General features: G+C 40.0%; 22 protein-coding genes. 15 read left to right on the top strand and 7 right to left on the bottom strand.

Features of this window, described 5'->3' with window-relative positions; genetic code table 11:
- Nucleotides 1-100: 100 nt before the first annotated feature.
- The gene (locus P4S60_RS20310; RefSeq protein ID WP_337117298.1) at nucleotides 101-1,573 is read right to left on the bottom strand and encodes a sensor domain-containing diguanylate cyclase; all 1,473 of its coding nucleotides are present in this window, start codon (nucleotides 1,571-1,573) and stop codon (nucleotides 101-103) included.
- 401 nt (nucleotides 1,574-1,974) lie between these two features.
- Here P4S60_RS20310 and P4S60_RS20305 point away from each other — a divergent pair, with 401 nt between their 5' ends.
- Nucleotides 1,975-3,492 carry a DUF3360 family protein gene (locus P4S60_RS20305; RefSeq protein WP_337117296.1) on the top strand — a complete coding sequence of 506 codons (1,518 nt, stop codon included), beginning with the start codon at nucleotides 1,975-1,977 and terminating at the stop codon, nucleotides 3,490-3,492.
- A gap of 45 nt (nucleotides 3,493-3,537) precedes the next feature.
- Here the strand turns inward: P4S60_RS20305 and P4S60_RS20300 are convergent, their stop codons facing one another.
- Nucleotides 3,538-4,062: a hypothetical protein gene (locus P4S60_RS20300; protein ID WP_337117294.1), complete on the bottom strand. Its 525-nt coding sequence runs from the start codon at nucleotides 4,060-4,062 to the stop codon at nucleotides 3,538-3,540.
- 52 nt (nucleotides 4,063-4,114) lie between these two features.
- Here P4S60_RS20300 and P4S60_RS20295 point away from each other — a divergent pair, with 52 nt between their 5' ends.
- A complete protein-coding gene (locus tag P4S60_RS20295) occupies nucleotides 4,115-4,474 on the top strand; it encodes a DUF1294 domain-containing protein (RefSeq protein WP_337117293.1) in 360 nt (119 codons plus the stop codon).
- Nucleotides 4,475-4,524: 50 nt separating this feature from the next.
- Here P4S60_RS20295 and P4S60_RS20290 read toward each other — a convergent pair whose 3' ends face one another.
- The 5 genes from P4S60_RS20290 to P4S60_RS20270 all read right to left on the bottom strand — a co-directional run bounded on the left by P4S60_RS20290 (nucleotide 4,525) and on the right by P4S60_RS20270 (nucleotide 10,391).
- Nucleotides 4,525-4,869 carry a PEGA domain-containing protein gene (locus P4S60_RS20290; protein WP_055197357.1) on the bottom strand — a complete coding sequence of 115 codons (345 nt, stop codon included), beginning with the start codon at nucleotides 4,867-4,869 and terminating at the stop codon, nucleotides 4,525-4,527.
- Between the two features lie 245 nt (nucleotides 4,870-5,114).
- A complete protein-coding gene (locus P4S60_RS20285; RefSeq protein ID WP_337117291.1) occupies nucleotides 5,115-5,435 on the bottom strand; it encodes an immunity protein YezG family protein in 321 nt (106 codons plus the stop codon).
- Between the two features lie 26 nt (nucleotides 5,436-5,461).
- On the bottom strand, nucleotides 5,462-5,974 hold the full coding sequence (locus P4S60_RS20280; protein ID WP_337117290.1) for a hypothetical protein: 513 nt from the start codon (nucleotides 5,972-5,974) through the stop codon (nucleotides 5,462-5,464).
- A 128-nt stretch (nucleotides 5,975-6,102) separates the two neighbouring features.
- Nucleotides 6,103-6,462 carry a hypothetical protein gene (locus tag P4S60_RS20275; RefSeq protein ID WP_337117289.1) on the bottom strand — a complete coding sequence of 120 codons (360 nt, stop codon included), beginning with the start codon at nucleotides 6,460-6,462 and terminating at the stop codon, nucleotides 6,103-6,105.
- A gap of 131 nt (nucleotides 6,463-6,593) precedes the next feature.
- Nucleotides 6,594-10,391: a contractile injection system protein, VgrG/Pvc8 family gene (locus P4S60_RS20270; protein WP_337117288.1), complete on the bottom strand. Its 3,798-nt coding sequence runs from the start codon at nucleotides 10,389-10,391 to the stop codon at nucleotides 6,594-6,596.
- A gap of 303 nt (nucleotides 10,392-10,694) precedes the next feature.
- Here P4S60_RS20270 and P4S60_RS20265 point away from each other — a divergent pair, with 303 nt between their 5' ends.
- The 13 genes from P4S60_RS20265 to tssG all read left to right on the top strand — a co-directional run bounded on the left by P4S60_RS20265 (nucleotide 10,695) and on the right by tssG (nucleotide 25,972).
- Nucleotides 10,695-11,114: a hypothetical protein gene (locus tag P4S60_RS20265; RefSeq protein WP_337117286.1), complete on the top strand. Its 420-nt coding sequence runs from the start codon at nucleotides 10,695-10,697 to the stop codon at nucleotides 11,112-11,114.
- A 28-nt stretch (nucleotides 11,115-11,142) separates the two neighbouring features.
- On the top strand, nucleotides 11,143-11,610 hold the full coding sequence (tssJ, locus tag P4S60_RS20260; RefSeq protein WP_082389302.1) for a type VI secretion system lipoprotein TssJ: 468 nt from the start codon (nucleotides 11,143-11,145) through the stop codon (nucleotides 11,608-11,610).
- Nucleotides 11,610-12,950, top strand: a complete 1,341-nt coding sequence (gene tssK / locus P4S60_RS20255; protein WP_337117284.1) for a type VI secretion system baseplate subunit TssK — start codon at nucleotides 11,610-11,612, stop codon at nucleotides 12,948-12,950. Before tssJ ends, tssK begins: the two co-directional genes overlap by 1 nt.
- A gap of 11 nt (nucleotides 12,951-12,961) precedes the next feature.
- Nucleotides 12,962-13,684 (top strand): type IVB secretion system protein IcmH/DotU, encoded by a 723-nt coding sequence (gene icmH, locus P4S60_RS20250; RefSeq protein WP_054554075.1) that lies wholly within the window; start codon nucleotides 12,962-12,964, stop codon nucleotides 13,682-13,684.
- A gap of 8 nt (nucleotides 13,685-13,692) precedes the next feature.
- Nucleotides 13,693-17,409 (top strand): type VI secretion system membrane subunit TssM, encoded by a 3,717-nt coding sequence (tssM, locus tag P4S60_RS20245; RefSeq protein WP_337117282.1) that lies wholly within the window; start codon nucleotides 13,693-13,695, stop codon nucleotides 17,407-17,409.
- 8 nt (nucleotides 17,410-17,417) lie between these two features.
- Nucleotides 17,418-18,410, top strand: a complete 993-nt coding sequence (tagF, locus tag P4S60_RS20240; protein ID WP_337117281.1) for a type VI secretion system-associated protein TagF — start codon at nucleotides 17,418-17,420, stop codon at nucleotides 18,408-18,410.
- Nucleotides 18,407-19,972, top strand: coding sequence for a type VI secretion system domain-containing protein (locus P4S60_RS20235; protein WP_337117280.1), 1,566 nt, complete (start codon nucleotides 18,407-18,409; stop codon nucleotides 19,970-19,972). The genes tagF and P4S60_RS20235 overlap by 4 nt, the downstream gene beginning before the upstream one ends.
- Before the next feature lie 52 nt (nucleotides 19,973-20,024).
- The gene (gene tssB / locus P4S60_RS20230) at nucleotides 20,025-20,546 is read left to right on the top strand and encodes a type VI secretion system contractile sheath small subunit (protein ID WP_054554071.1); all 522 of its coding nucleotides are present in this window, start codon (nucleotides 20,025-20,027) and stop codon (nucleotides 20,544-20,546) included.
- Between the two features lie 10 nt (nucleotides 20,547-20,556).
- Nucleotides 20,557-22,083: a type VI secretion system contractile sheath large subunit gene (tssC, locus tag P4S60_RS20225; protein ID WP_337117278.1), complete on the top strand. Its 1,527-nt coding sequence runs from the start codon at nucleotides 20,557-20,559 to the stop codon at nucleotides 22,081-22,083.
- 223 nt (nucleotides 22,084-22,306) lie between these two features.
- Nucleotides 22,307-22,792, top strand: a complete 486-nt coding sequence (locus tag P4S60_RS20220; RefSeq protein WP_054554067.1) for an Hcp family type VI secretion system effector — start codon at nucleotides 22,307-22,309, stop codon at nucleotides 22,790-22,792.
- 54 nt (nucleotides 22,793-22,846) lie between these two features.
- Entirely contained in the window at nucleotides 22,847-23,254 is a 408-nt protein-coding gene (tssE, locus tag P4S60_RS20215; protein WP_054554066.1) for a type VI secretion system baseplate subunit TssE, read from the top strand.
- A gap of 22 nt (nucleotides 23,255-23,276) precedes the next feature.
- On the top strand, nucleotides 23,277-24,995 hold the full coding sequence (tssF, locus tag P4S60_RS20210) for a type VI secretion system baseplate subunit TssF (protein ID WP_055197340.1): 1,719 nt from the start codon (nucleotides 23,277-23,279) through the stop codon (nucleotides 24,993-24,995).
- Nucleotides 24,992-25,972, top strand: coding sequence for a type VI secretion system baseplate subunit TssG (tssG, locus tag P4S60_RS20205; protein WP_337117277.1), 981 nt, complete (start codon nucleotides 24,992-24,994; stop codon nucleotides 25,970-25,972). The genes tssF and tssG overlap by 4 nt, the downstream gene beginning before the upstream one ends.
- The last annotated feature ends 22 nt before the right edge of the window (nucleotides 25,973-25,994 follow it).

Below are 25,994 nucleotides of genomic sequence, written 5' to 3'. Positions count from 1 at the left end.
GGCGCTAGGTGCGAGGTTCGAGAAAAACGCGATGTAAAATCGCTGCTACAGACTCGTGCCTCGTAACTTTACTCTTGTAACTAGCAACTCGTAACTCATTCTAACTACACTGCGCTTGATTACGGCCTTGGTTTTTGGCTTGGTACAATGCTTTATCGGCGCGTTTTAACATCGATTCTATATGCTGATCGTTTGGTTGTAAGGTGCTAACACCAATACTCACGGTGAATTTAACGTGTTTGTTGTCGGCGATAATGTCTTGCTGTTCGATATCGGCTCTGATCTTTTCTGCAATAACAAATGCCGTGTGGTTATTTGCCATAGGTAAAAATAAGACAAATTCTTCTCCACCAATGCGCCCTGCAATATCTGATGCTCTGCTATGTTGGATGAGTTTATGCGCTGTGGTTCGTATTACTTCATCGCCAGTAGCGTGGCCAAATTTGTCGTTTATAGCTTTAAATTGGTCTAAATCTAGAAGTAACAGAGAGCAGGTATATTGCGCGTCATGATATTTTGCAAACTGCTGATTAACCTTTTCGAAGAAGCCGCGGCGATTATAAAGTTGTGTTAAATGATCTGTTACAGATAAGGCTAATGCCTCATGCTTAGCACGTTCTAGCTCATAGGTTCGCTCTTCTACTTTTTGTTCGAGCATGGTGGTTAGTTTTTGTTGTTCTTTCTTGCGCTGAATAAACACGGCTTGAATAAGTAATACCGCTGAAAGAGTAAATAAAAAGAAAAACTGCATGGTCACTTCTGCTGTTTTAGGGTGATGATAATAAAAATACCCCCAGCCTTGATTACTTCCGACCCAAGCTGCAAAAAATACTAACATATTCATGCAGCTGGTGGCAGTTGGTGATAACCGCGTAGCGGCATAAAGCAGTGGAAACAGCAGTAATGCAGGCTGTAAAAATGGCAATGTCATGGTTGTGTATGCGGGGCCAAAAATAAAATAACACAACAAAACCACGGTAAAAGTAAGCAACAGAAGTTTAGAAAATTCACTAGGGGTGACCGTATGCGGCCAATTTCGCCATAAAAAGTAAAGGGCAGGGGTAAACACAATTGCCGCTAAGGCATTGCTAATACTCCAATTTAATATGCCTACATACAAGCCATTAAACCACTCGATACCAACTAGTGAGTATATGCCCACTCCGAAAAGTGCAGAAATCACACCAATCGCTATGCAAGCAACAATAAACACTCTGGCTAAACTGGTGACGCTCGTCAGCAGCGTGTGTTGTTTAAGTTTTCGGTTAATTAGCCAAAATGCTGTTAAAGCAGCGAGAGTATTACCTGTGGTTGTCGCGGCATTTATTGCTATGTGTTTAAACGTGAATGGATTCAAGCCGCTGAGATAAAAATAACAAAACACAACTAAACAGGTGCCTGATGCAACGCCCAACCAGGCTTTACGACCAAATAACATCAAGCCTGCCAATGCGACTCCTGCTGGTGGCCATACCGCTAGTGTTTTTAACACTTGCATAGTAAACAAGCCAAACAGCAGATAAACAGAGCAAACAATGATATTAAATTGCCAAGGCTTGAGCTGTGTGTTCATACATCCCTTTATGTGCTTATGTAAGAAAGCCACCGACTTGCGAGTTAGCATTAATCAAACTACTAATAAATTAGTATATTAGTAGTTAGGAATTAGGCAAATTCAGTTAATTTAAAAGTAGTTTTTATAACACTGTTTGCTATTCATACAATTTATTAGACTAATAGTTAATGTGCTTAAAAAACAATCTTTAGCTTACTCTTTAAAAGCGTTTAATATAAGTAAAGTTATAAATATCAATGTATTAAGTTTGTTTTCTGATACTCTCAACTTATTAAAAACACCTATTTTATAAATTCATACCCGACCTTTTGCCTAATCGTGTTTTGTATCTGGCTGCTTTACCCTAACTGGAAAATAAAAACTCACACAATTTTTCAAGATAGGCAGTAGGAGAACTCATGAATACGAGGCAGCAATCAGCGTCAAAAACGCCTGCTGAACAAGGATCGGATACTCATACCGACCAGCAAAGCTATCAAGCTCTTCATAAACCCAGCAGTGAATTTTCGAGTCGTGACGAATACCTTGAACACGAATTACAAATTATGCAGCCTAAGCGCTGGCGTCCTAACTTACCATTTCGTGATTATCGGTTTGAATTAGAAGACTCTATCCCTGCCATGGCAGGGACCATAGGCAAGGTGGTTATGGTGGGTGCAATTGCTGCAACGTTTGCAGCGCCACTGGGCTTAGGTGAAGGCTTTATTCTAGAAAATGTGCGCTATGAGCTGTTAATTGTATCGATCTTCATTTTATTATTTTCAGGCTTCTTTTTACCAACAGCAAACTTAGCGGGTACGCATGGGCCGCTTATTCCTTTGATCCCTATTGTGGTTGCTGCGGGTGGTCACCCAATGGCCTTCGGTTTACTGATAGGGGCGTTTGGCCTATTACTGGCGCTTAGTAAAGGCGGGAGTTTATTGGCGGGGTTAACCAGCCGAGGCGTGTGTGGCGGTTTACTGCTTTACCTTGGTTTTATTGGCACGATTTCGCAGGTTCAAAAGCTATTTGTATGGGCTGAAGGCATTGATATGACCCATATCGCTTTCATTGTGATCTTGTCGACTATCGTGTTATATGCCTTACTTGAGCACTTCAAAAAACGTTGGTTAGCTGTGCCTTTAAGTTGCTTACTTGGTGGTTTAATCGCATTTTTACTGGGTGCACCGTTTGAGTTTAAAACAGCGCCGGGTTTACCAAATATGAACCCAATGTATTGGTGGGGTGAAAATACCGGTTGGATGCTGGGTTTACCAACCCTAGAGAGCTTTGTGGTGGTATTGCCATTTGCGGTGCTTGCGGTTGCCATGTGGTCACCTGACTTTTTAGGTCATCAAGTATTTCAAAAAATTAGTTACCCAGAACGCACTGAAAAAGTACAAATGAACATTGACGATACCATGTTCAGTGCTTCAATCCGCCAAACGTTTGGCTCCTTGTTAGGCGGCTCTAACTTTACCTCGTCATGGGGAACCTACATCGTGCCAGCAGCCATCGCTAAACGCCCAATTCCTGCCGGAGCGGTGTTAACGGCATTATTTTGTATTATTGCCAGTATTTGGGGCTACCCAATGGATTTAGCTATTTGGCAACCCGTGTTATGCGTCGCGCTAATAGTTGGTGTGTTTATCCCGCTTCTAGAAGCCGGTATGGAAATGACTCGCGAAGGTAAAACTACGCAATCGGCTGCTATTGTGGTGTTTTCATCGACTTTAGTGAATCCTGCATTTGGCTGGTCATTAACTATGTTGCTCGACAATCTGGGCTTAATTGGTTGTAAAGAACGAAGCTCTGAACTAACCCCAATGAGCCGCTGGATCATTCCATTAGTAATGTTTGTTATTTTAACAAGCGTGATGGCAATGGTGGGTATGTTGCCAGGGATCCCAGCATTAATGGCAGACTTTAGACATTAATATATAAGGGTAAGGTGATAAACGCCTTACCCTTTTTTAAAGCTTTTATTTAAACTTAACTGTTTTTTCGTCGCGGGTGTAAGTTCGGGTATCGGGTTTTGTCCATTGACCTTTTTTAAGGTAAGAGGTCGACACCACAAAGCTGTTGTCTTTAAACTCGCTTGTCGATTTCACCTTAGTGATCCCTTCTTTATTACCCGTTACATTTTCATAAGCAACAAATTGAGTAGGGCTAAGTACATTCATTGTGCCTTGGGTATAAAAACCTGCCGTAGTGAAGTAATAAAACACCAAAGACTGCTTTTTATTGTCCCAAAAAATCATCGACTCACCACCATATTCACCTTCATTGATAGAGTGAATGGTTTTAATCGCCGTGCCATTGAGCGCGCGTTGCCAGCTACTCACATCTTGCACCGCAGGCTTACCTGCTGCGACATTAAAGTCTGACTGCCACGTGCCTAAGTAAGGCTCAAACACTTTTAGCTTGTCATCAAGTTGTTGATCTGCAGCCATAACAGAAAGCGAATATAAGCAGATTGATAGTAAAAGTGATTTTAGGTATGCCATAATAGCGTCTCGATAAAATTAATTTGTTTTGCAGAGTATAGGTGATAATTCGTTGATTAAGAAAACATTAATTACATTTTCATTGTTGTTTCTAGCGCTGCTATGGCTGCTATCGTGGCAACTTAATATTACCTACTTTATTGCAGGCACTTACAGCGTAGCGAGCTTAATAAGCTTTTTGGTATATGGCTGGGATAAACGTTTAGCGATGCAACATGGCGAGCATGTGATAAGAGTACCTGAGCGTACACTGCATATTTTAGGATTAATCGGCGGCTGGCCAGGTTCATTAATTGCGCAGCAATGGTTAAGACACAAATCCAAAAAACGCAGTTTTATTGCCGTACTTTGGTTAACAATTATTGTTAATGGCAGTGCACTGTCGTCACTGTATTATTTGCAGTTAATTTAAAAGAAGATTAAAAAAGGAAAGCAACAGCTTTCCTTTTTTGTGAAAACCACTTATTGAGCAGCTTGAATTGATTCAATACTATCAAGCTCAATCGTTAGAATTGTTTTCTTATCAACAACAACCCATTTGCGGTAAGTTAAGTAACCTGGCTTTGTTACTTCAATGTCGTACTTACCTTCATCAAGTTCGATACCATCTTCATAAACAGGTTTAATATTCATAATACGAACACGCGCATCATCAGGTGTTGTGACCACCGTTAATGAAATTACCGATTCATCTACAACCACTTCAGGTGTTACTTCTGCAATAGGCTCAGGTTGCGGCTCAACATCATGGCTTGATGAACAACCTGCTAAAACCAATAAGGCAAATAATGCGCTTAACTTTTTCATAAATACTCCATTTAATAGTTCACAATAAACGAAACCGCTTATAGTTTGAAAACTCATGAAGAATCAAGGAATAACAATAGAGGGGGTAGCTATTATTCGTCTTCCGTGACTTTCATATTTATCATCAATAATAAATTTTGAGCTATTTTAGTATGTATCCTAATGAGGTTCAAATTATAGTTTCATTAATGTTATTAATTAATGATTTTTACTTATTATTTTTATTGTGGATTTTAAAGTAATGTTTATTGGTTCTCATCATTATTTTCTTTGTCAAAAGCTATGCTAAATTTTCCCTGCCGAGTGAGATTAAAAATCGCACGTTGCCAATTTTCTGGTTGATTTTGTATTGCAGAATCAAACAGTGTTTTAAATAAATCAATAATGCGGTCAGAAACGGCAATAGGGTGTTGTGTTTCATCGGCCTCTTTTTCATAAAAAGCTTGGCATGTAATGACCTCATCGTGCTGGCAATCTAAAACTAACATCGCTTTTGACCAGTCATCGTTAATTTGTTGATAGAGATATTGACCTAGTTGCTGTGGGATTTGTGAGTTGGGTGTCATGTGCTGTCCTTAGCGTTGTTGTTTTGTTATAAAGTGCCGTTTTCGTATTTATTGGCTAAAAGCTTTAACTCTTTTAATAAGCCATCTTTTAGCATATATAGAGGAATATCCCATTGCTGTGGGGTCATATTAGCTATATAGTCTTTACGGTTGCCATTCCATATATTCAAACCTGGTACATTTTCAGCACAGCAATGCACCATTGCATTGATGCCAATTGTTTCACCATTAAACTCAGCGGTGGTACTACGCTCGTAGTTTGAAAAGCCGCCTTCTTCCTTTTTCTTTAAAAAGCCATTTTCTATAGAATCAACTATCCATGATAATGCTATGAGGGGGAATTCCTCTTGAACAAAAATTCGTTTTTTATCCATTTTTGAATAATAATCAGTAGATATGACTAAATAAGCTTCTTTTTTAAAGATAATCATTGTTTCATCAGGAAAAATTTCATAATCAATAGTTAAAAGCAGCTCTTCATTGCTCTTTAAATTATGATGTTCTATCAGTCCTAATGGAGGTGCTATATATTTACTCATTGGCTAACCTTTTATTGGTAATAGTGGGATACTAATAACGTTCTTCATCTCAGATATTGAGGGAGGGTCATTTTCAAGAGTTAGTGTTTCGCTACACCATAATTATTGCCAACATCCATGTTGCCGACTCAAATTTTTATTAATTTAAGCTTATCAAGTAAACCGCCATCGATAAGTAAAGCATCGGTAATAAAAAACTCCTGGAAGTTATCATCAAATTTCCGGCTCGGTCTAGAAAAATTAGCTAATCGAAATCCTTTTTGATTTTTTGCTCCTACATTCATTTCTCGGTAAAGAGCTAATGTTTCGTTTACAACAACTTCTTTTAGTTTATATTGCCCTGAAGGTAAGCCGCCTTCTTTTGCGCTCTTCCAAAATTTATTCTCAATACTATCAATAATCCAGGAAATGGCTTTTAAAGGGATTTCGAGTTGATAAACATAATAATTAGGGATATCAGGGTGACCAAAATTTGGAGGTGCAATCACAAGAAATATTATTTGATTAGAATCTTTTAATAAAAAAATTCTTCGTTTTCAAATCCTATGTTTTGAGATATGAAAACTTGTTCATATTTTTTTGATAAATTGAAAGGGTTTAGTAATTCCATATAAATCTCTTAATGAATTGGCTTTAAGGGGATAATAGTGACTGAATCATTGAGATCATTTATGGTGAGAGGATCTCTTTCGAAAGTAAAAGTTTCGACTACTCCGTATTTACTGTTTATTTTTTCACCCCATGGTGAGTTAATATCTACTTTGGTCAAACCATTTCCACTATATAAAGTATTTGCGCCAAATTGATTCATAACTCTAAATCGAGCTTGTACTTTCTTATGTTCGGAATGGAGGGCTATTTTTGTAAAATTATTGAAAGCTTTTTCATTGAAGATATCTCCACCTTGGCTTATGTACTGTTCTATTGTCTTTTTATATTGAAGACTGAACTCTTTTGTCATAATTTTTTCCATGATTAAAGGTTCATCGATCCCTCGCTCCAAGAAATCTTCTTTAAGCTCTCGCTTACCAAAATCAATCATATTTTTATAAGTAGGGATAAAGGTCTCTCTTTCAACAGCTGAAGGCATATTTTCCATATCTATGATTGCAAGAGAAAACTTTTGATTATGTGCGTAGTCATTTATGCCGAACAGAGCAGCTAATAAATGGGGATCTGTATCGGCAGCTTCCATCTGATCAAAAGTCGTAGCCCAATATGGAGCGCGACCACTATCAGGTCTAGGGAACCCTAGTTTACCCAATCCTGCATTTTTATCATCTGCGAAAATTAACCTAACGTAGAAACGCTCATTATTTAAGCCTTTCTGTGCGATTTCCTCTAATTCACTTTGACTATATTTAGCCACATAGCCATGTTTTAGAAGGTTTTGTCTTGCGACTTCGAGTCTCAGCTGTGCTTCTTTTAATGACTTAGGCTCTGGACGGCTACGCTTTTTGCCGATGGTGAGTTCATCATCAAGTTTCTCTATTCGGTCGACTTGGTGTTGCTCAGTATTACCTTTACGAGAGTAGTTTAATCGTTTTAATTTGATAGCTTCAGCTAATTTTTGAATTGCTTGTGCTGCTTTTACAAAATACCTTGATTTTGAAATAGCAGAAACAGCAACACCTGCTCCAAAGGTTAATAATGCAAAAATGATTTCAAAAGCAAGTTGACCTGCCATTCTGGTTTTCTCAACGCTAGAATGGGCATCAAAATAATCGTAAGGGAAATTTGCAATTAATGTACGCGCTTGTTCATCTTGCGCAATCATAATCAGTGTTTTAAAGCCATCAGCAACGGCTTCAAACCCCTCGGTCGTATTTTCTAATATTAACTCTATTTCTTGTCGTAAAGCTTCTATATCACCTCGAACTAAATGTTCGAGTAACCGCCAACATGCGGCCCCTATGTCGAAGATACTTTCACCTACCCATTCAACTAAATCCGCTGTACCAGTAACAATACTTGCACCTTGTTCATATAGACCAGTTATGAATGCGCCTGTGTAGATTAATCCCTGCATAGCTATATTTTCTTGAGCAATTAAATCTTCTTGGATTTTGGCTTGACTGCGAATTTCTTTCACCATCGCAGTTAAATTGGTCTTTAGCTCTTTTCTAAGGGTGTTCACATCATCTTCAGTCGCACCAATAAATTCAATAATGACGTTACCTGGGGCTACATTATCTATGGTCGCTAAGCCGTTACTCAATGTTCCTTCGTATAAAGTGTTGTTTGAGTGCTGAATTTGAAAAGCAATATCTTCAACCGGAAGGCCATCACTGTAAAAGTAAGCAAGTTCAATGACTTTATCTTGGCGTGTTGCAACTCCTGAATCAGAAATATCGAAATTAGTAACGGCTGGCACATTTGCTGAGGATATAGTCCTAGGTGCACGCGCTGTACTTGGGCTTTCAATATCGTAATCAACGGGGCCATCAAAATTTATAAATGTGCCATCGAGGGTGAGTACATCGGTGGCAATAATCTCAACATTTCCTTGACTATCGAGTTTAATTTCGCCGCCTTCGTTATGGAGAATTAAATCACCACGGCCTGAGCCTGTAATCGCGATTGACTGGTTAGTTTGCAAAAATGTTGAGCCATTGGGGGCCGAAATAGTTAAGTCACTTGAGTTGGTTTTAAGCTGAATATCGCTTTGCGCAAAGGTTTTAACTGCGCGACCACTGACCATCGACAGTGCTTGACGAGATTCAATAAGAGTGTTTTTTCCTTGCCATGCTTGGCTACCTGCACTTTGCATGTTGATATCGCGGTTTTGAGTGCAGAGCGAAACATTGTTTTTAACATCAATAAACTGATTATTTTTAATCACAAACTGAATGTTGCCGTTCTCGGTTGTTAGGCAGAGGTCTTTACCTGCATGTAAGTTAATGGTGCCGAGCTGGCTTATCCATTCTATAAATTGGCGGCCTGATTTTTTGGCATTGAGCTCAAGATAGTGCTCACTGGCTAAGGTTTGTAAAATGATTTTAGGTGCTTGCTTGTCATCATCAAACTGCAGCTCGTTTTGCGCCGCACTGACCAGCCTGTTTTGCGTATTATTTGCAGCGGTGACAACACTTGGCTGCGATTCATTCATCGCAAAACCCATTAAAAACGTGTTGTTAGGGTCGTTATTTATACAGCCAATAAGTACCTCAGAACCACCAACAAGGGGGAAGTGCCAGCCAGTGGCCTGAGGTTGGTTTTGACATGCGTATAAAGCAAGTTGCTGAATTGCTTGGCTTGATTGCGCAATTGGCCTTGCTGTTGTGTCAAAATCAGTTCGCACACGGTAGCAACCTAAATCATCAATGAAACTAGAAGTCGTTAAAGACTCTACCTTAGCCGGAAATACCATAGGTTTGGCTTGATGTGGCAAAGGTTTGGGTTTAAAAGGCGTACCACGTTCGATAAATTGGGCTTTACAACTATAGCGTGTTAAACCTTGGTGACTATTTTCGTCATTAGGTTGTTCACTGCTGTGATACACGCTAACACACAGTAAATCAGCACTACTGCCCATGCCGGTTTGATCGTCAATTGCAACTGAGCTACCCGCAAATAAATCACATACATTACCCACTAGCTGCGTTGTTTTATTAAGAGAGGCTAACGCGTTACTGAAATCTTGCGCTTGTAATGAGGCGGCACTGGGTGTTGCTGCGCATGGTTCAAAGTAAGATTGACTGTTACTTGCGACCTTTAAATATTGTCCATGGGCCACGCAGTCAGTGCGATCATTGTAAATAGAGTGATGTACTTGGCTGTTAAAAAAGCCAACATAAGCGGTATTTTCATCGTTATTCATACCGGCTGAGTTTTTGACTGATACAACACCGCGCAGCAAATATGGGCTGTTTAAGTTACTATCACTGATCACTAACAGTTCGACGTTATTTTTTGTTTCAAACCAAATAAACAAGCCAAATTGGGTTAGTAAGCGTTGCAGAAAATGCCAATTGGTTTCCATTGCTTGCACACACTGTGGAAGCGCTGGCAGTGACGAGCCGACACGAAAATCAATTTGCCCTGGTGAATAGCCAGCTTGGCCTGCTAAATAAAAAATAACATCTTTTAAATTAACGCCAATAAAAACCTTACTATTTGTAATGTTTTTTAATGTGCTCAATCTATCTTTAATAATTATTTTATATCGATATTTTCCTTTGAATGTACCTAAATTGTCGCACTCAAAAATGATCCCTGCTAGGTGGCGAAAAAAATTATCTTTATTAACGAATGTAATTAATGCGCTTTGTAAAAGCAGATGCTCTAAAAGAATTTGCTGGCTGGATTCACCAATGAGAACAAACTCAAACCCTTGATTTAATTGCTCAATTCCATCTACTTGAGTGACATTTAGGGTTATGTTATTTACATCAATTAATAGTCGAGAATTAGACACATCCTTGTCCTTTTTTAACTAAGTCTTGTAGCAAGAAAGGGGAAAATACACACTTATTAATCAATATTCAATAGAATAATTGTAATCGTAATAATTGCGTCATAATTTTGTTCATAATGCCATTAAATGCTAATTAATACGTTTTTATTAGTTTTTATATTAATTAAAAATTAGTTTTATTTTTGAGCTGTATTGAGTTGACTTTTTTGAAAGGATGTTTGTATTATGCCCCCGTTTTAAGGACTAACGTACCAAAAGTATGACATGGCTTTGTACTTTTTTTGGTTAATTAAGGATGATTTTATGGATAAAAAATTATTTATAAATCAAGTCGATAACTTTTATTTTTTGGCTTGGTCTCTTACTAAAAGTATCTCTTCCTTACTTGATCAGACCGGTATTCCAGCACATCGAGTGTTTTCAGCGTCGGTGATCGATCAGTTTTTCTTTTTCCTGAATAGTCCACCTAAAAATGAAGGTAAAATCATTTTAATTAAAGAAGATATTAGTACTTATATTGATGAGTTGATTGTACTAAATACAAAAATAATATCTTCTGTAGATGATGTGGTTATTAAGTCTCTGGCTGTTGATAATCAAGAAAATAAACGCTCAGGCATTTTTCCTAAAATATTCAATAGTCATAAATGGTCCGATTGCGCATCAATGCGATTTAATCGAGTAATTTGTCCTGTTTACGAAGAAGTTCTTTGTAAAAATTAATTAATCTAATAAATCAATGGGGTTTTGAATGCGTTTTGCAATTAAAAAGGCAGTGCTAATTACTTTGTTTATGTCTTTAACAGCATGTATGAGTACAAATGTAGAGCTAGATATCACTGCGACAGATAATCTTAATTTGAACCAATTTGATGAAGCTTTGCCTGTGGTACTCAGAGTGTATCAACTTTCAGATATACAGAGCTTTAAAACAGCTACGTTTGAAGATTTGTGGAAATCAGATAAGTCAGTTCTGTCAAATACGTTGATCACCGTAGAAGAAAAAACAATTAACCCCGCTGAGAAAACAAAAATAGAATTTGAACAAGCAGAAAATGCGCGTTTTGTTGCCATTGTCGCCCTTTTTAGAGATCGCCAAGGTGATAAATGGAAAACGTTCTACCCGCTCGGTGACGGGCCCGTTAAATTATCTACATCGTTAGATGTATTGATTACAAACAACGAAGTTCAATTACCAGATGAAGACGAGGCTGAGTAATGAACATTAAAGGGCCAATGAAACCTGTATGGGCTGAAGGCGTGTTGCTAGCACAGCAGCATTTTCAGTTATTTGATGACTACCATGAGCAAAATCAGATTGTTAGACAAGGCTTGATTTCGCCATTGGCCTTTGGTTTGCACCACCTCACTATTGATGAATCAGCACTCGCTCGCGGTATTTTAAAGGTGATCAGCTTTAAAGCGATTCTTGAAAATGGGCGTTTACTTGAGTTTGATCGTCAACATAACGAAGAACTAAAGCTTGAATTAGCTGCCGATACAGATGAAGTCACTGTGTATTTAGCGATTGCTGCAAATAAAGTTGTCAGCGACATTGAAGGTTATGCAACTAGTGGCCAACTCAGTGCCTATCAAGCAGATTACATTGAGTTTAGTGATCACCACGATGCAGCAAGAAACCGTGAAGTGTTAATTGCACAACCTAATTATATTTTGCTGACAGATAACGATGTAAAAACGTATTTTGATACGCTTGCTTGTATCAAAATTATGCGCGCTGAAGACGGCTCGTTTAAAGTCAGCAAAGAGTTTGTGCCGCCATTATTAACGATACAGGCCTCGTTTTATTTAACCGAGTTGCTTAATAGAACGGCGAACTTGGTAAATGCAAAAGTGAACGTGTTGCTTGGTCGCAGAAAGAACTTTGGTTCAGTTACTGATTTTGGACCTAACGAAATGAATAGCTTTTTGCTGTTAAATGCAATGGCACCATCAGCAAAACGCTTAGACCATTTAAAAAGTTTGCAACTTGTTCATCCAGAGCGATTATATTGCGAGCTTGTTGATTTAATTAGCTCTGTGTCGATGTTCGAGCACAGTGATTTAGTAAGTCAAATCCCGCCTTATCAGCATAAGCAATTGACTCATGTCTTCGGCACCTTAGATATTTTATTGAGTAAATTACTTGAGGGTGTTGTTCCTAAGAAAATGGCAGGTCTTAAACTTGAGAAAGTATCGAACGCCATTTATCAGGTTGCCACCATTGATTCAGCCATTTTTGATAATAACGACTTCTACTTGGCCGTTTACTTTGAATCTGAAGATACCAAGTGGATTGATACGTTTAGTGATCAGGTCAAAGTTGGCGCCACAGAAAAGCTCGAAATTATGATTGCATCGGCTCTTGCGGGCGTGCAGTTAACACATTGTCAGCGACCACCTAATAAACTAGCTATCAAAAGTGGCTATGAATACTTCCGTTTAGAGGCTCATGGTTTTATTTGGCAGCAAATTATTGAAGAGCAATCGCTTAGTTTATTTATTCCATTTGGCTTACAAGCGGCGCAAGTCGAAATCGTTACAGTGGCAAGAAATTAGGACGCAAGACAATGCAAGAAGCAAAAAACGAACTTGATTTAATCGCCTGTATTGCGCCAGTGATAAACGCACTTGCGCCTTTAAAGTTAAAGCAATCGACAGATCTTGAACTAAACGATTTTCGAGAGCAGTTACTTACGAGTTTTGATGAGTTTGAACGTAATTGTTATACCCAGCAAGTAACAACCAGTGTTATGCAGGAAGTTAAGTTTGCCCTGACTGCAATGTGTGATGAATTTGTAATGAGCTCTGGCGCGCATTTTCGAATGGATTGGATGTCGAGACCCTTACAGCTTGAGTTTTTTGGTAATAATCGAGCGGGTGAAGAGTTTTTTGAGCGATTAGCAAAACTTCGTACCGGAGGTGAGCCAAAGTTTGCAGCATTAGAAGTGTATTACATTTGTTTGCAACTTGGCTTTGAGGGTATCTACAAAGTGAAAGGAATTGAGCAACTTAAAGCCTTAATTGTTGATGTACGTGCGCAAATAGAAGATGTACGCGGTACTCCACGAGGGCAACTATCTGATAATGGCGCGCCACTTGAAGGGTTTGCAATGAAGGTCGGCCGAAACATTCCTTATTGGGTGATTTTATCAATTTGCTTGGCATCGATTGTTTCGCTTTTTGCTGGTTTTCATTTTGTTATTAACAAGCAAGCAACTCAGAGCAGCCAACGTATAGATAATCAAGTAGAAGTACTTACGCAATTAAGTAAAACCAACGAGACTCGATAGGAAAAGTAATGCAAGGAAGAGTGAACAAAAGCGGCCTAGTGCACTTTTTACTGGGCTTAGTGTCATCAAGAGCAACAGGGCAGTTAATTGGCTTAATTGCTGTGCTCAGTATTATTTGGTTTGCTGGCCGAATCGTTGGTTTAGACACGACAGATAAAAAGCTTATCGCGATGGCTGCGGTAACAGCTGTTTTTATCGTTTTTATTTTTATCCGTTGGTTATGGACAAAGCGTTCGGGCGATAAGCTAGCCTCTGAACTTGCGAGCCATAATGCGGGTTCAAGTGCTGAACTTGATGAAATAAAAGAAAAGATGCAAGAAGCATTAAGCTCGCTAAAAGCTTCCCATCTTGGCGCAGGATACCGTGGTAACACAGCTTTGTATGCACTACCTTGGTATATGATCATTGGTCCTTCAGCCACCGGAAAGAGTACATTATTTGCTAACTCTGGCCTGCATTTTCCATACTCAAATTCAAATGAACTGCACATCCAAGGTTTTGGTGGCACGCGTAACTGTGACTGGTGGTTTTCAGATCAAGCAATTCTGATCGATACCGCGGGTCGTTACACAACAGAGCAATCTGAAAACAAAGAGTGGTTATCTTTTTTAAGCTTGCTCAAAAAATATCGTCCTAAACTTCCTATTAATGGTGTGATGGTCGCGATTAGTGTTGCAGATGTTTTAACCTCAGATAGTGAAGAAATTCGTCAACACGTAAAACTAGTTCGTGAGCGTATTGAAGAGCTTATTACGCAACTTGGGGTGATCTTCCCGGTTTATATAACCTTTACCAAAACAGACTTGATCAGCGGCTTTGAGCCATTTTTTAATGACTTAACAGAAAAAGAACGTGAGCAAGTGTTTGGTGCTTATTTGCTAGATATTAGTGAAGATCAACAAAATGATCCGGCTGAAATGTTTGAAGTGCGCATGGAGGAGTTATACCAACGCCTTTGTGAGCAACGTTTGAGCAAGGTTGCCCGCGAACGTAATGAACACCGTAAGCAGTTAATTTTAGATTTCCCTAATCAATTTAAATCAGCATCAACAAAGTTGACTGAGTTTGTAAACTTGTTATTTAAAGCCAACCCGTATCAAGAGGTTCCTTGGTTTGCTGGTGTATATTTTACCTCTGGCACGCAAGAGGGCACACCAATTGAACGTATTACGAATGGGGTAAGGGATCAATTTGGTGCTGTCGTTGTTGAGCAAAAACAAGAAAGCATTACGCAAAGCTACTTTATCAATCGTGTTTTTAATGATGTGATTTTCAAGTTGCAAGACCTAACACGTGGTAACCGCAAAAAGCGCTTGGTTGGCCGCTGGTTAAAAGGTTTAACAGTGACTTCAGGTTTGGCAAGTATTGCCGCCGTGACAGCATTACTCATTACTTCATATACCAGTAACCAGTTGTTGTTGAATCAAGGTGAAGCCCGTGTAAAAGCGATTGTAGAAGCGAATGTAAATAAAGCAAAAGATGAGCAAAAACTTGCAGCTACGCTTGATTTATTTGAACATTATCAATCGCTTAATAATTATGAAAAGCAGTTGCCATGGTATTTCATTTTTGGCATTTACGAGGGTGACGAAACTCTAACTAGTGTTTCGCAGGTTTTGTTTAATCAATTAAATCAGTTGATCACCCTTCCTGCAGAAAAACAAACGCTTGCGCAGCTGAAAGAGTTTGAAGCTATTTGGTCAGCAGATGATGCCGATGCTCGCGCAGCAAGTCGTCAGGCATATTATGATGCTTTGAAATTACATCTGATGTTAAGTGCTCACCCTGAACACAAAGACGATGAGTTTGCCAAGCAGCAGCTACTTAGTTTTATTAGCCAGCACTTTAACATTGAGATTGATGCTCAAGCTGACTCACCGATCACCTCACAATTAAACGATTTAGTTGATTTATATTTAGCGAACATAAGCACAGATCTAGAAAACCCAGGTGAAATTTTATTTTGGCAAAATAATGAAACGGCTGTACTGAATGCAAGAAATAGCCTGAACACACAACCAGAAGCCGAACCTCTATATCAACAAATTATTAGTAGCTTTGCTGAGCGTAAAAAAGCGATTCAGCTTAAACAGTTTATGGCTGCGAAAAATCGCGATGTACTGAAAAGCAACTTTAGCATTCCTTATGTGTATACCAATGCAGGTTGGCAAGAATATGTTTATCCAGAAATTAAACGTATTTCTCGACTGGTATTCTCTGGTGATTGGGTAATGGGCACAAGTAATGAAAGCGGTCAAAATGCCGTTGATGAAGCCCAAGCTGATGCACTGGCAAAAGCAATGCGTAGTTATTACTTTAAAGACTATGGCAATACATGGTTTGCGTTTTTGAACAGTATAAAAGTGCCTACTTTTAGAGATTTAAATGATGCCAGTATTAATTTTGCTCGCCTTTCGTCTACTGATGGACCACTCATTGATCTGATGACGTTGGTGAATGACAACATCGTTGTTGCAGATAAACCATCTGCGGTTAGTGCAAACAACGACAAAATAGCGACCATTCTTTCTGGTGCAACAGATACGGCGGCTAAAAAAGTGGCCAAAGGAAAGTTAGCAAAACAAGTTGCAGAGCGCCCTGATTTTTCTCAAGTTAGTACTGTTAGAGCCCCTGAACTTGAAACGCGTTTTGCTGACTTGCGTCGCTTCTCGCAGCATGATGAAGATAAGCAGATGTCTGATTATATGAGTCAGTACATTAGTTCTTTGAGCAGCATTCACTCAGATATAAAAGCGATGGCTGCTAGCAATGAAGATGATGCTCAAGCAATGGTGTTTGTACAAGACTTATTGTCTGGAAATAGCCAAGATAATGCATTGCAATCGTCTTGGATCATTATAGAAAGCCAAACTCGAGCGCTAGACCCAGAAACAAAAGACACGCTTGACGTGCTATTTAAAGCCCCATTGCAGTCAGGTATTGCAAGTATCATGGCAAAAGCACGTAGCCAGTTAAATGAAGAGTGGGAAAACCAAGTTTATACCATGTATAGCAACAGCATTGCTGGCAAGTACCCATTCAATTTGACTGGCCCTGATGCTGCTATTGCCGATGTTTCTGAGTTCTTAAATAGTGAAACTGGGGTGCTTTGGAACTTTATTAATAGCCAACTTAAACCATTTATGAAAGTACGCCGAGGTGTATGGGAAGAAAAGCAATGGAACGGTGTGGGGATTGGTTTTAATCAAGAGCTATTAGACGGTTTAACAAAAGCAAATAAAGTAACACGCTCTTTATTCTTGAACGGCTCAGACGCGGCTGGTTTTAACTTCCAAATGATGCCTGTACCACAAAAAGGCATTCGCGAAACGTATTTAGGTTTCTCTGAGCAAGGTTATCGCTATAGAAATGAACCGGAAGAGTGGCGTAATTTCTCATGGCCAGGAAGAGGCGCAGCAGAAAAAGCTATTTTGTATGGTTTAGATAACGCCGGACGAAGAGTCACTATTGAGCAAGATGGTCCATGGGCTTTATTAAAAGTACTTAACGAAGCAAATGTGAAATGGATTAAGGGTACAGAGTTTCTTGCTACTTGGGAATTAGTTGATAAATCAGAGCAAAGTTTAACAGTCCAGTTCTCATTAAAGTCTGGTCGCAATAGCGGTATTTTTTCAAAGTACATGTTGACCTCTTTTGCATTGCCTAATTCGTTGTTTGCACCTAAGCCACAACTTGCGCAAGCAAGTAGAGCCTCGGTTCAATAGGGGCAAGTATGTTTAATTTGTTCACCAAGAAAAAGTCGCCAACGCTGGTTAAGCAGTTTACCTACGGGTACATGGGTAAAACACCTGTTAGGCCTGACTTTGTAAAGTTAAATATATCTTCTAGGGAATCAGTAGCACTAGACCATTGGTTGCAAGAAGGTTTCGCGCATATAAACCGAGGTGTTATTGGCGGTAAAACAACTGCATTAAATGGTGTTTCTTCGTTATTTTTTGTATCTGGTAACAGTGACGACAGTAGTTTGTTAGGTGTTTTACAGCCTAGCACTGATAGCAGTGGTCGTTTTTACCCGTTTAGTTCGTTTATTCATAGCGGACTTGAGACTTACAAACGTCACCCTGCTTTTCTATTTTTATATGCAAGTCATGTCATTGAGCACCTAATAGGGGTTAATCAGCGCATCGTTGAAGCACATTCAATTGATGCGATGGCTGAGCAAGCTAAATCGTATAGTAAAGTGGCCGATGCATTAAAGCAGCAGCCAAATCTGAATCAAGAGCTTGATAAATTGCGCAGTATTCCGATGAGTGTGGTTTGGCAGCATTTAGGGATCAACGACATTCATCACAGAGCGGTTTTAATTGAAGAGCTTTCAGCGGTATTAAAGTCGATTGCGAATAGAGGTTGCCTACGTACACAATTTGGTATTCGACTACCTATGCCACACTTTAGTCACGAAAGTGCCCTGGTTGCAGGTTTTTGGCTACATTTAATTGCTTCGATCGTTGCCGATCATAATTGGCAACCTTGGTTCTTTTACCAGCTAGGAAATGAAAGTTCGCAACCGAGCCTAACGGTGTTTTGTCGCCCTGTACCGGCATCTTATTTTGGTTCAGTGTGGCTTGCTGAGGATAAGTCAAAAGACATTATTGATTTAGTAAATCTGTCACTAGACAAAGTGCCGAGCGAATACAGCATTAATTTTGCTGATATGGACAATGTGAGTGTTTACGATGCGCTCAGAAGGTGGTGCAAAGCATGAGTATAGTTAACCCTCATACCCATAACAGCTGGGAGCTGTGGCTAGAAGAGCTTAGTAAGCCACTTTCAGGGCTTGCGTGTGGTGAAGATCTAAAATACGAAGAAACCTTTAAAGCACTAAAAGCTTCATCGTCAGGTGTGGGCGAAGTTGATTTTAAAGTCATGTTTATTCAAGCCACTGACCTTTTGCAAAACCAAAGTAAAGATTTACGTTTAGTGAGCTACTTGTGCCTCGCGGCGACCAGTGAGTTTGGCGTGGTGGGTTTAACTCATTCTTTAAAACTGTTTAATCAACTATTAAGCCAGTTTAGTGAACAGGTTCATCCTTTAAAAGCACGTATGCGTTGTGCGGTTAACACGTGGTTTTTACAACAACAAGAACGCTTAAAAGGAATCGCCCAAGCTCAATCATCGAGCCCTGAGCAATGGGCTGAATTAGAGACTGTGTTAGCTGAATATAATCAGGTTTCAGTGCCTGTACTTGATGCTGAATCAGGGCCTTTATCAACTCTAAATGAGTGGGTAAAAGAGCAAGTAATTCGTAATCCTGTCGCTAAGCCAGAACCAGAAGTTAAAGCAGAGCCTGAAACACACCAGACAACAGTGGTCAGCGAGCCAACGACTGAGCCCGTAGCGCAACAAGTTGTTCAGGCAAAACCAGTGACCACTGCACCTAAAGTGGCTGACATTGCCAGCGATAGTGCTTACTTAGCAGCAATTCGTGAGCTGCTTAATTTTGATAAAGAACAAAACAACATTGAACGGGTGTTAAAGCTCTCGCGTGCAGCACGTTGGTCTGGATTAGCGTTACCTGCCAATGAAAATGGCAAAACAAGACTGCCAGCACCGCGTGCGGCTGCCTTCGCCCCCATTGAAAACGCACTGGCAACTGAACAAGCAGAGCAAGCATTGTTACTTGCTGAGGGTTTGTTTATGGAAGGTGCAATGCAGTTTAATTTGAATCTGCAAATGCTTACTTTGTCAGCGCTGAAACAGCTAAATAAAGCAAAATTAGTACAGTGGTTAGAGCAACAGCTAGTCTCTTTAGTCAGTCAATTTCCGTTATTAACCAATTTAAAATATGACGATGGTTCGGGGTTATGCAGCCCACAGAACAAAGAAGCGTTATTAGACATTGCCAATTCACATGCTTCGCAAAATGAAACAACTCAAGTGCAAGCAAATCCATTTGACGAGCATTACAAAGCCTTAAGCGAGCAAGTTGCAAAAGGGCAGTTAAGTGCAGCCCTTAGCTTGGTTGCACAATTAAGTACGCCAACTGGATTCGACCAAGCTCAAAGTCAATTGCTGAAAGCTAAGTTGTTACTTAAAGCAGAGCATTATGAGCACGCATTGGCAATTTTAACCGAATTACTCGAGCAAATTGAAACTTATCAATTAGCGAAGTGGCAACAACAGTTTTGCATGGAAGTATGGCGTTTCGCCAAGCAATGTTATGCCAATTTGTCTCAGACAGAGAGTGATGACATGAGTTTAGCTGCTAAGCAAATTAGTCAGCGAATGATGGTTACAAACCCGGCTCAAGCAATAGCGTGGGTGTAACACGCCTAATTGGAATTTAGTCGTTAGACAAACAAACTGCAAAGGAAGAAACATGACAGATACATTTCAAAAAGAGATCCCACGAGCTCGGATCAACATATCGTTAGAGCTTGATACTGATGGGGCATCACAAAAAAGCGAATTGCCTTTAAAAATGCTGGTTATTGGTGACTATTCTAATGGTCAGAATAGCCAAGAACTTGCTGAGCGCGAACGCGTGACGATCAATAAAAATAACATTGAGCAAGTACTGAAAGATATCGCGCCAAAAGCGAACTTTCAGGTGGCAAATAAGATTAAAGGCGACGGTGATATCAATGTTAATTTGCAGTTTGATTCATTTAAATCGTTCGATCCAGAGCAGGTTGCTGCACAGGTGCCTGAATTAAACAAAATGATGGCAATGCGTAATTTGTTACGTGACTTGAAGTCAAACCTTCTTGATAACTCATCACTTAGAAAAGAGTTGGAACGTGTTTTACAAAACCAACCAGAACTTGATGAGCTAAAAGCGAAGCTAGATGAAATAGCGCCGCTTGCTTCTGAAGACGAAAAACAACCTGTGACGGAATAAGGACGCCGCTATGTCAATGCAAGAACAATTAAATGTAGCTGCTCACTCGGTAGAGCAAGCGCCATTATCAACTTATGAAAACTTATGTAACATGGTTGATATTGCCCCTGTAGGCGATGAAATCAAGTTAGATACATTTAGAGATGCAGGTAATCTAGCAGAAACACGTGCGAATGAGCGCCTTACTGCCGCTATTAATGTTTTTTTAGATATGGCGGGTACCAGTGGCGAAGCGGTAACTCGCATCGATAAGCTGTTGCTTGATGATTATATTGCAAAAGTAGACACCATTATTTCGCAGCAGTTGGATCAAATTTTACATCACCCTGATTTTCAGAAAGTAGAATCAGCGTGGCGTTCACTGCGTTATTTAATTAACCGCACGCCAAATAACGCGAATATCAAAATTGAAATGCTCGATGTTGATAAAGAAACATTGCGTGATGATTTTGAAGAAGCGCCAGATACAACACAATCAGCGTTATATAAGCATGTTTACACATCAGATTATGATACCCCTGGTGGCGAACCTGTATCGACTATGGTGTCTAACTTTGAGTTTGATTGCTCAGCGCCAGACGTTTCACTACTACAAGAAATCTCACGCGTTTCGGCAGCGGCGCATTGCCCATTTATGGGCAGCGTAGGTCCTAAGTTCTTCTTAAAAGAGTCATTAGACGAAGTATCTAAAATTCAAGATATTGGCTCTTATATGGAGCGTGCTGAATTCTTACGTTGGAAAAACTTCCGCGAGTCAGAAGACTCTCGTTATATTGGTCTTGCTTTCCCGCGTTTCTTACTACGTTTACCGTATGGTGAAACAAACCCAATTCGTAACTTTAACTACCAAGAAGATGTGAACAGTCAGCACCACGAGCGCTATTTATGGGGTAATGCAACATTTGCATTTGCTGCCAACATTATTCGTAGTTTCCATGATAATGGCTGGTCGGTGAATATTCGCGGCCCGCAATCAGGTGGTAAAGTTGAAAATCTACCTTTGCATTCATTTGAAGCTGGTAAGGGCTCTGAAACTAAAATCCCTACAGAAGTGCTTATCTCAGAGACCAAAGAGCTTGAGTTTGCTAACCAAGGCTTTATTCCTCTTAGCTATTACAAAAACTCTGACTTTGCGTGTTTCTTCTCGGCAAATAGTGCCCAGAAACCGCAAGTACTTGAAACAGCCGAAGCAACTGCAAACGCCCGTATTAACTCGCGTTTACCTTATATCTTCTTAGTATCGCGTATTGCTCACTACTTAAAAGTATTGCAGCGTGAAAATATTGGTTCGAGCAAACCTCGTCATGAGCTAGAGCAGCAGCTAAACGATTGGCTAGGTGCGTTGGTAACGAAGATGAATAACCCAGATGAGTCGTTAATTGCAACACACCCGCTCAAAGACGCAAAAGTAACGGTATCTGAGATCCCAGGTAACCCAGGTTATTACCGCGTGAGCACTTACATTGTGCCGCACTTCCAAGTTGAAGGTATTGATGTTCGCCTTGCGCTTGTTGGGCAAATGCCTGGCGAAAAATGAACTGCCAAGCCGCCGATGAAACGGATTTAAGCAGGCTGTGTAAAGACGTCAATTTGGTGAGTAGCTGGTTGGTGTAAAAGAATGGCCCCAAGTTGGTTGCAGCCAACTTGGGACATGTTCCCCAGTGGCATGAAGCATCGGGCTTTTTGGGGGGCATAAACAAGGTTGTTTATGCCTATGCCATTAAACAGGAAACAATTCATTCTAAAAGGAGAATAATGAAATGGCAATTCCAGCGTATATGTGGTTAAAGGATGACCAAGGTAATGACATCAAAGGTTCTGTAACTGTTGCAGAGCGTGAAGGTTCAATTGAGATCCTACACTTTGATCATGAACTTCGCATTCCTACAGATAACGACACAGGCGAATTAACAGGTACTCGTAAGCACGAACCTTTTGTTATTACAAAAGCGGTTGATGCAGCAACACCATACCTGTACAAAGCGTGCTCAAACGGTCAAACACTTAAGCAACTTGAGCTTAAATGGTACCGTATTGATGACACAGGGACCGAGCGTGAATATTTCTGCCACAAGTTGGAAGATGTAAAAATCACCTCAATTCTACCAACAATGCATAACGTAAAAGACTTAGACAAGGAGCGTTACCCGCACCTTGAAACAGTTAGCCTACGTTATAAGCGCATTACGTGGACTTACCTTGATGGCAACATCGAGTTCTCTGACTCTTGGACTGAAGGTCGATAAGTCAGCAAAATTAAAGGATATGCGAAAGCATATCCTTTTCTTAGAGGTAAGTTTATGGCGTTATTCGATTTTTTAACTCAACCAGTCACACGAAATGGTCATCAAGGTTTTCAAACTGATGAGCAAAACAGTGTTTGCAAACATCTAAATGAATTACTTAATGCGCGTCGTGGCGTGTTAAAACATTTGGCCGATTATGGGTTGCCTGATGTCGAAGATATCTACGAGGGCCTTCCGTATTCACAGCACACCTTGGCGTTTGAAGTTAAAAAATTGATAGAAAAATACGAGCCACGAGTTCGCTATGCCAATGTCATTCCAATGGAAATTCGTGAAGAAAATTGCGTGATTAGGCTTGATATACAAGCATTTTTAACCTCAGGACAATGTATCAAACTTAACACCCGATTTGAGTCGGGTGGTAAAGCCGATGTGGCAGAGCATGCCAAGCAGTTTGATTAATTCAGCGTAAAAGGATAGTTCAATGCAACAGTATTTTGATGCACAAATGCGCTTATTAACCCAAGCCGGCAAACAGTTTGCTCAGCATTACCCTGAGCACGCAGGCATGTTAAATATCGATGCGCTAAAAGATCGTGACCCCCATATTGAACGACTACTAGAAGGTGTTGCCTATTTAACTGCGCACACGCAAAAGCGTTTAGATGAGTCTGTTCCTGAGGTCTCAGAGCAAGTGCTGCGTCAGCTATGCCCTATATTATTGAGCTATTACCCATCAAGCACGGTTGTAAAGTTTAGCCCTAAGCTGGCAATGCAAAAATCACATCTTATTGAAAAAGGGCTGACGCTAAGCGCTGATAAGTCAGTGGTTGATAAAAAACATATCACCTTTACAACAACGCACGACCTACAAGTTAGTCCTCTTGATGTTGAGCATGTGCGTTATCAAGAGTCACATTTAGGATCTGAGCTACGTATTGGCCTACGCTTTGTTTGCCAAGGTGAGCGCAAAAACTATGACCTTGCAAATTTACAGTTTTACTTACGTGGTGATACGCCTTTATGTAGTTCATTGTTTAAGCTTTTAAAAACAGCAGAGCAGTTTACAGAGCTTGATTTTGGCCCCTCGCATTTTGAACATAATAAAAAGTTAAAAGTAAAAGGTTGTAGTGCTACTTATTTAGATATAGATGGCGCTTTATTACCGCATGCAGAACAAAGCCATCCGGGCTATGCGCTGCTGTTAGACTACTTTAACGCGAAAGACCGTTTTTACTTTATGCGCTTTGATGGTTTAAAAGATCTGACCTTACCTGAGCATATCGATCGATTTGAGCTAGTGTTTAGAGGCAGTAGTAAATTACCACCGGGTCATCAATTAAGCCGCGATAATATTTTACTCAATTGCGTGCCAGCTATTAATTTGTTTGCACAACCTGCAGAGCCAATACGTATAGAGTCAAACCGCACTGATTACATGATCACCGCTGATCAAAACAGAACAGATCATATCTTCAGTTACACCGTTAATGAGGTTAAAGGACGCAACTCGTTAAGTGGCAAATCGTATGATTACACCCCCAGATATCAAAGCGTATTTGAAGACGAAAAGAAACTGTTTACCGTTTTAACGAAAGATGTGGGCGGGGCTGCGCCGTGCCATTATTTACAGCTGCCATTTAACCTTGAAGAAGAAAAAGAAACCTTATCGGTTGATTTAACCGTTTTTAATGCTGGTTGGCCAAGGCAGTTACTCCAAGAGGGCGATTTAAACATTGGCGGCCCAGATATGCCAAGCATTGCCAATGTAGAAAATGTAATTCGCCCGACTAACTATTTGCCATGCCCTGAACAACCAAAGCATTGGCAGTTGATAAGCCTATTAAATGTGAAGTTTTCACAGATTACACAAGTCACCGAATTAAAACGCTTACTGGTATTATTTGATTGGTCACAAAAAGCTGAAAACCGATTACGTATTGATAGCATTCAAAAAATTACCGCAACACCGATTAGTCAAATTAAGCGTGGCATTTTTATTAAAGGTGTTGATGTACTGATTGATATTGATGAAAGCAAATTTGTTTGTGATGCCGACTTATATCACTTTTGCAATATGCTGCATCAGTTCTTTCTAATGTATGCGCCAATTAACGAGAGCGTGCAAACCCGAGTCAATGCGATTCCAAGTTATAAAACCCACTGCTGGGAAATTGAACCGGGCAAGAGTTATCAGTTATGAATATGCACGAGTCAATAAATCACCCTGTTTGGGCAAAGTTACCTGAACCAATAGAAAAGCTGATTGCAGCTCCTTGGCAGTTTAATTTGTTTAAGGCGATGAGCCTAATTGAAAAACATTGGGCAACACCTTTAGAACTTGAAAAAGGGATTAGCGAGCGAGTTATCTTTAAGCCTTATAAAGAACTTGGCTTTCCTGCCACGGATGTACGTAGCTGCGAATTAGATAACCTTGGTCGTGGCCGATTAAGCTTATCGACATCATTTTTAGGCTTGTATGGTGTAGATGCACCTATGCCACATTATTTACTCGAGCAGGCGGCAAGTGATCAAGACAGTGGGGGCCGAGTAAGGCAGTTTTTAGACATGTTTAATCATGTGCTTTATTGCCAATTGTTTCAAGCATGGAAAAAGTCGCACATCAATGTTGAAGGCCGTGGTGCAGAGCAATTCGATCATTTAATCGAAGCCATCTTATCAACCAAAACTGAGCAAAAAGTTCAGTGCGGTATCGCCAGTTTAAAACAAACCAGCGTCGCGGGTTTAGCGCAATTACTTCGCCACTCACTAGAGGTTGAGCAACTGACTGTGGATGACACCCGTGCAAATTGGCAACAAATAGACTCGCCAAGTTCATTTGGTCAAGATCAACAGATGGTGTTAGGCGAGTCAGCGGTTCTTGGCGAGCGCGTATTAGTCAGTGGTAGCGTACTGACCATAGTGATTGGTCCTGTGGATTCTGATACCGCGATAGCGCTTAATCCTCAGCACTCACAAGGCAAGAAAATGGCTGCCATGTTAAGCACTCATTTACCTAGTAATGTGCAATGGATTTGTCAAATTAAGGTGGCTAATCAAGCAGTAACAGAGCAAGCCTTAGGGCAAAACGATATGCTACTCGGTCACAACTCTTATTTAGGCTGCGCTGAAGCAAATATCAGCGTGCACAGTTACACACATCAACAATATCAACATTAAAAGTAATCAGGATTTAAGGAAA

Source organism: Pseudoalteromonas sp. Hal040 (genome assembly GCF_037162425.1).
In the GTDB taxonomy this organism is placed as follows: domain Bacteria; phylum Pseudomonadota; class Gammaproteobacteria; order Enterobacterales; family Alteromonadaceae; genus Pseudoalteromonas; species Pseudoalteromonas gelatinilytica.
Note: the sequence above shows the minus strand (reverse complement) of the source record. Positions and strands in the feature narration are given on the sequence as shown.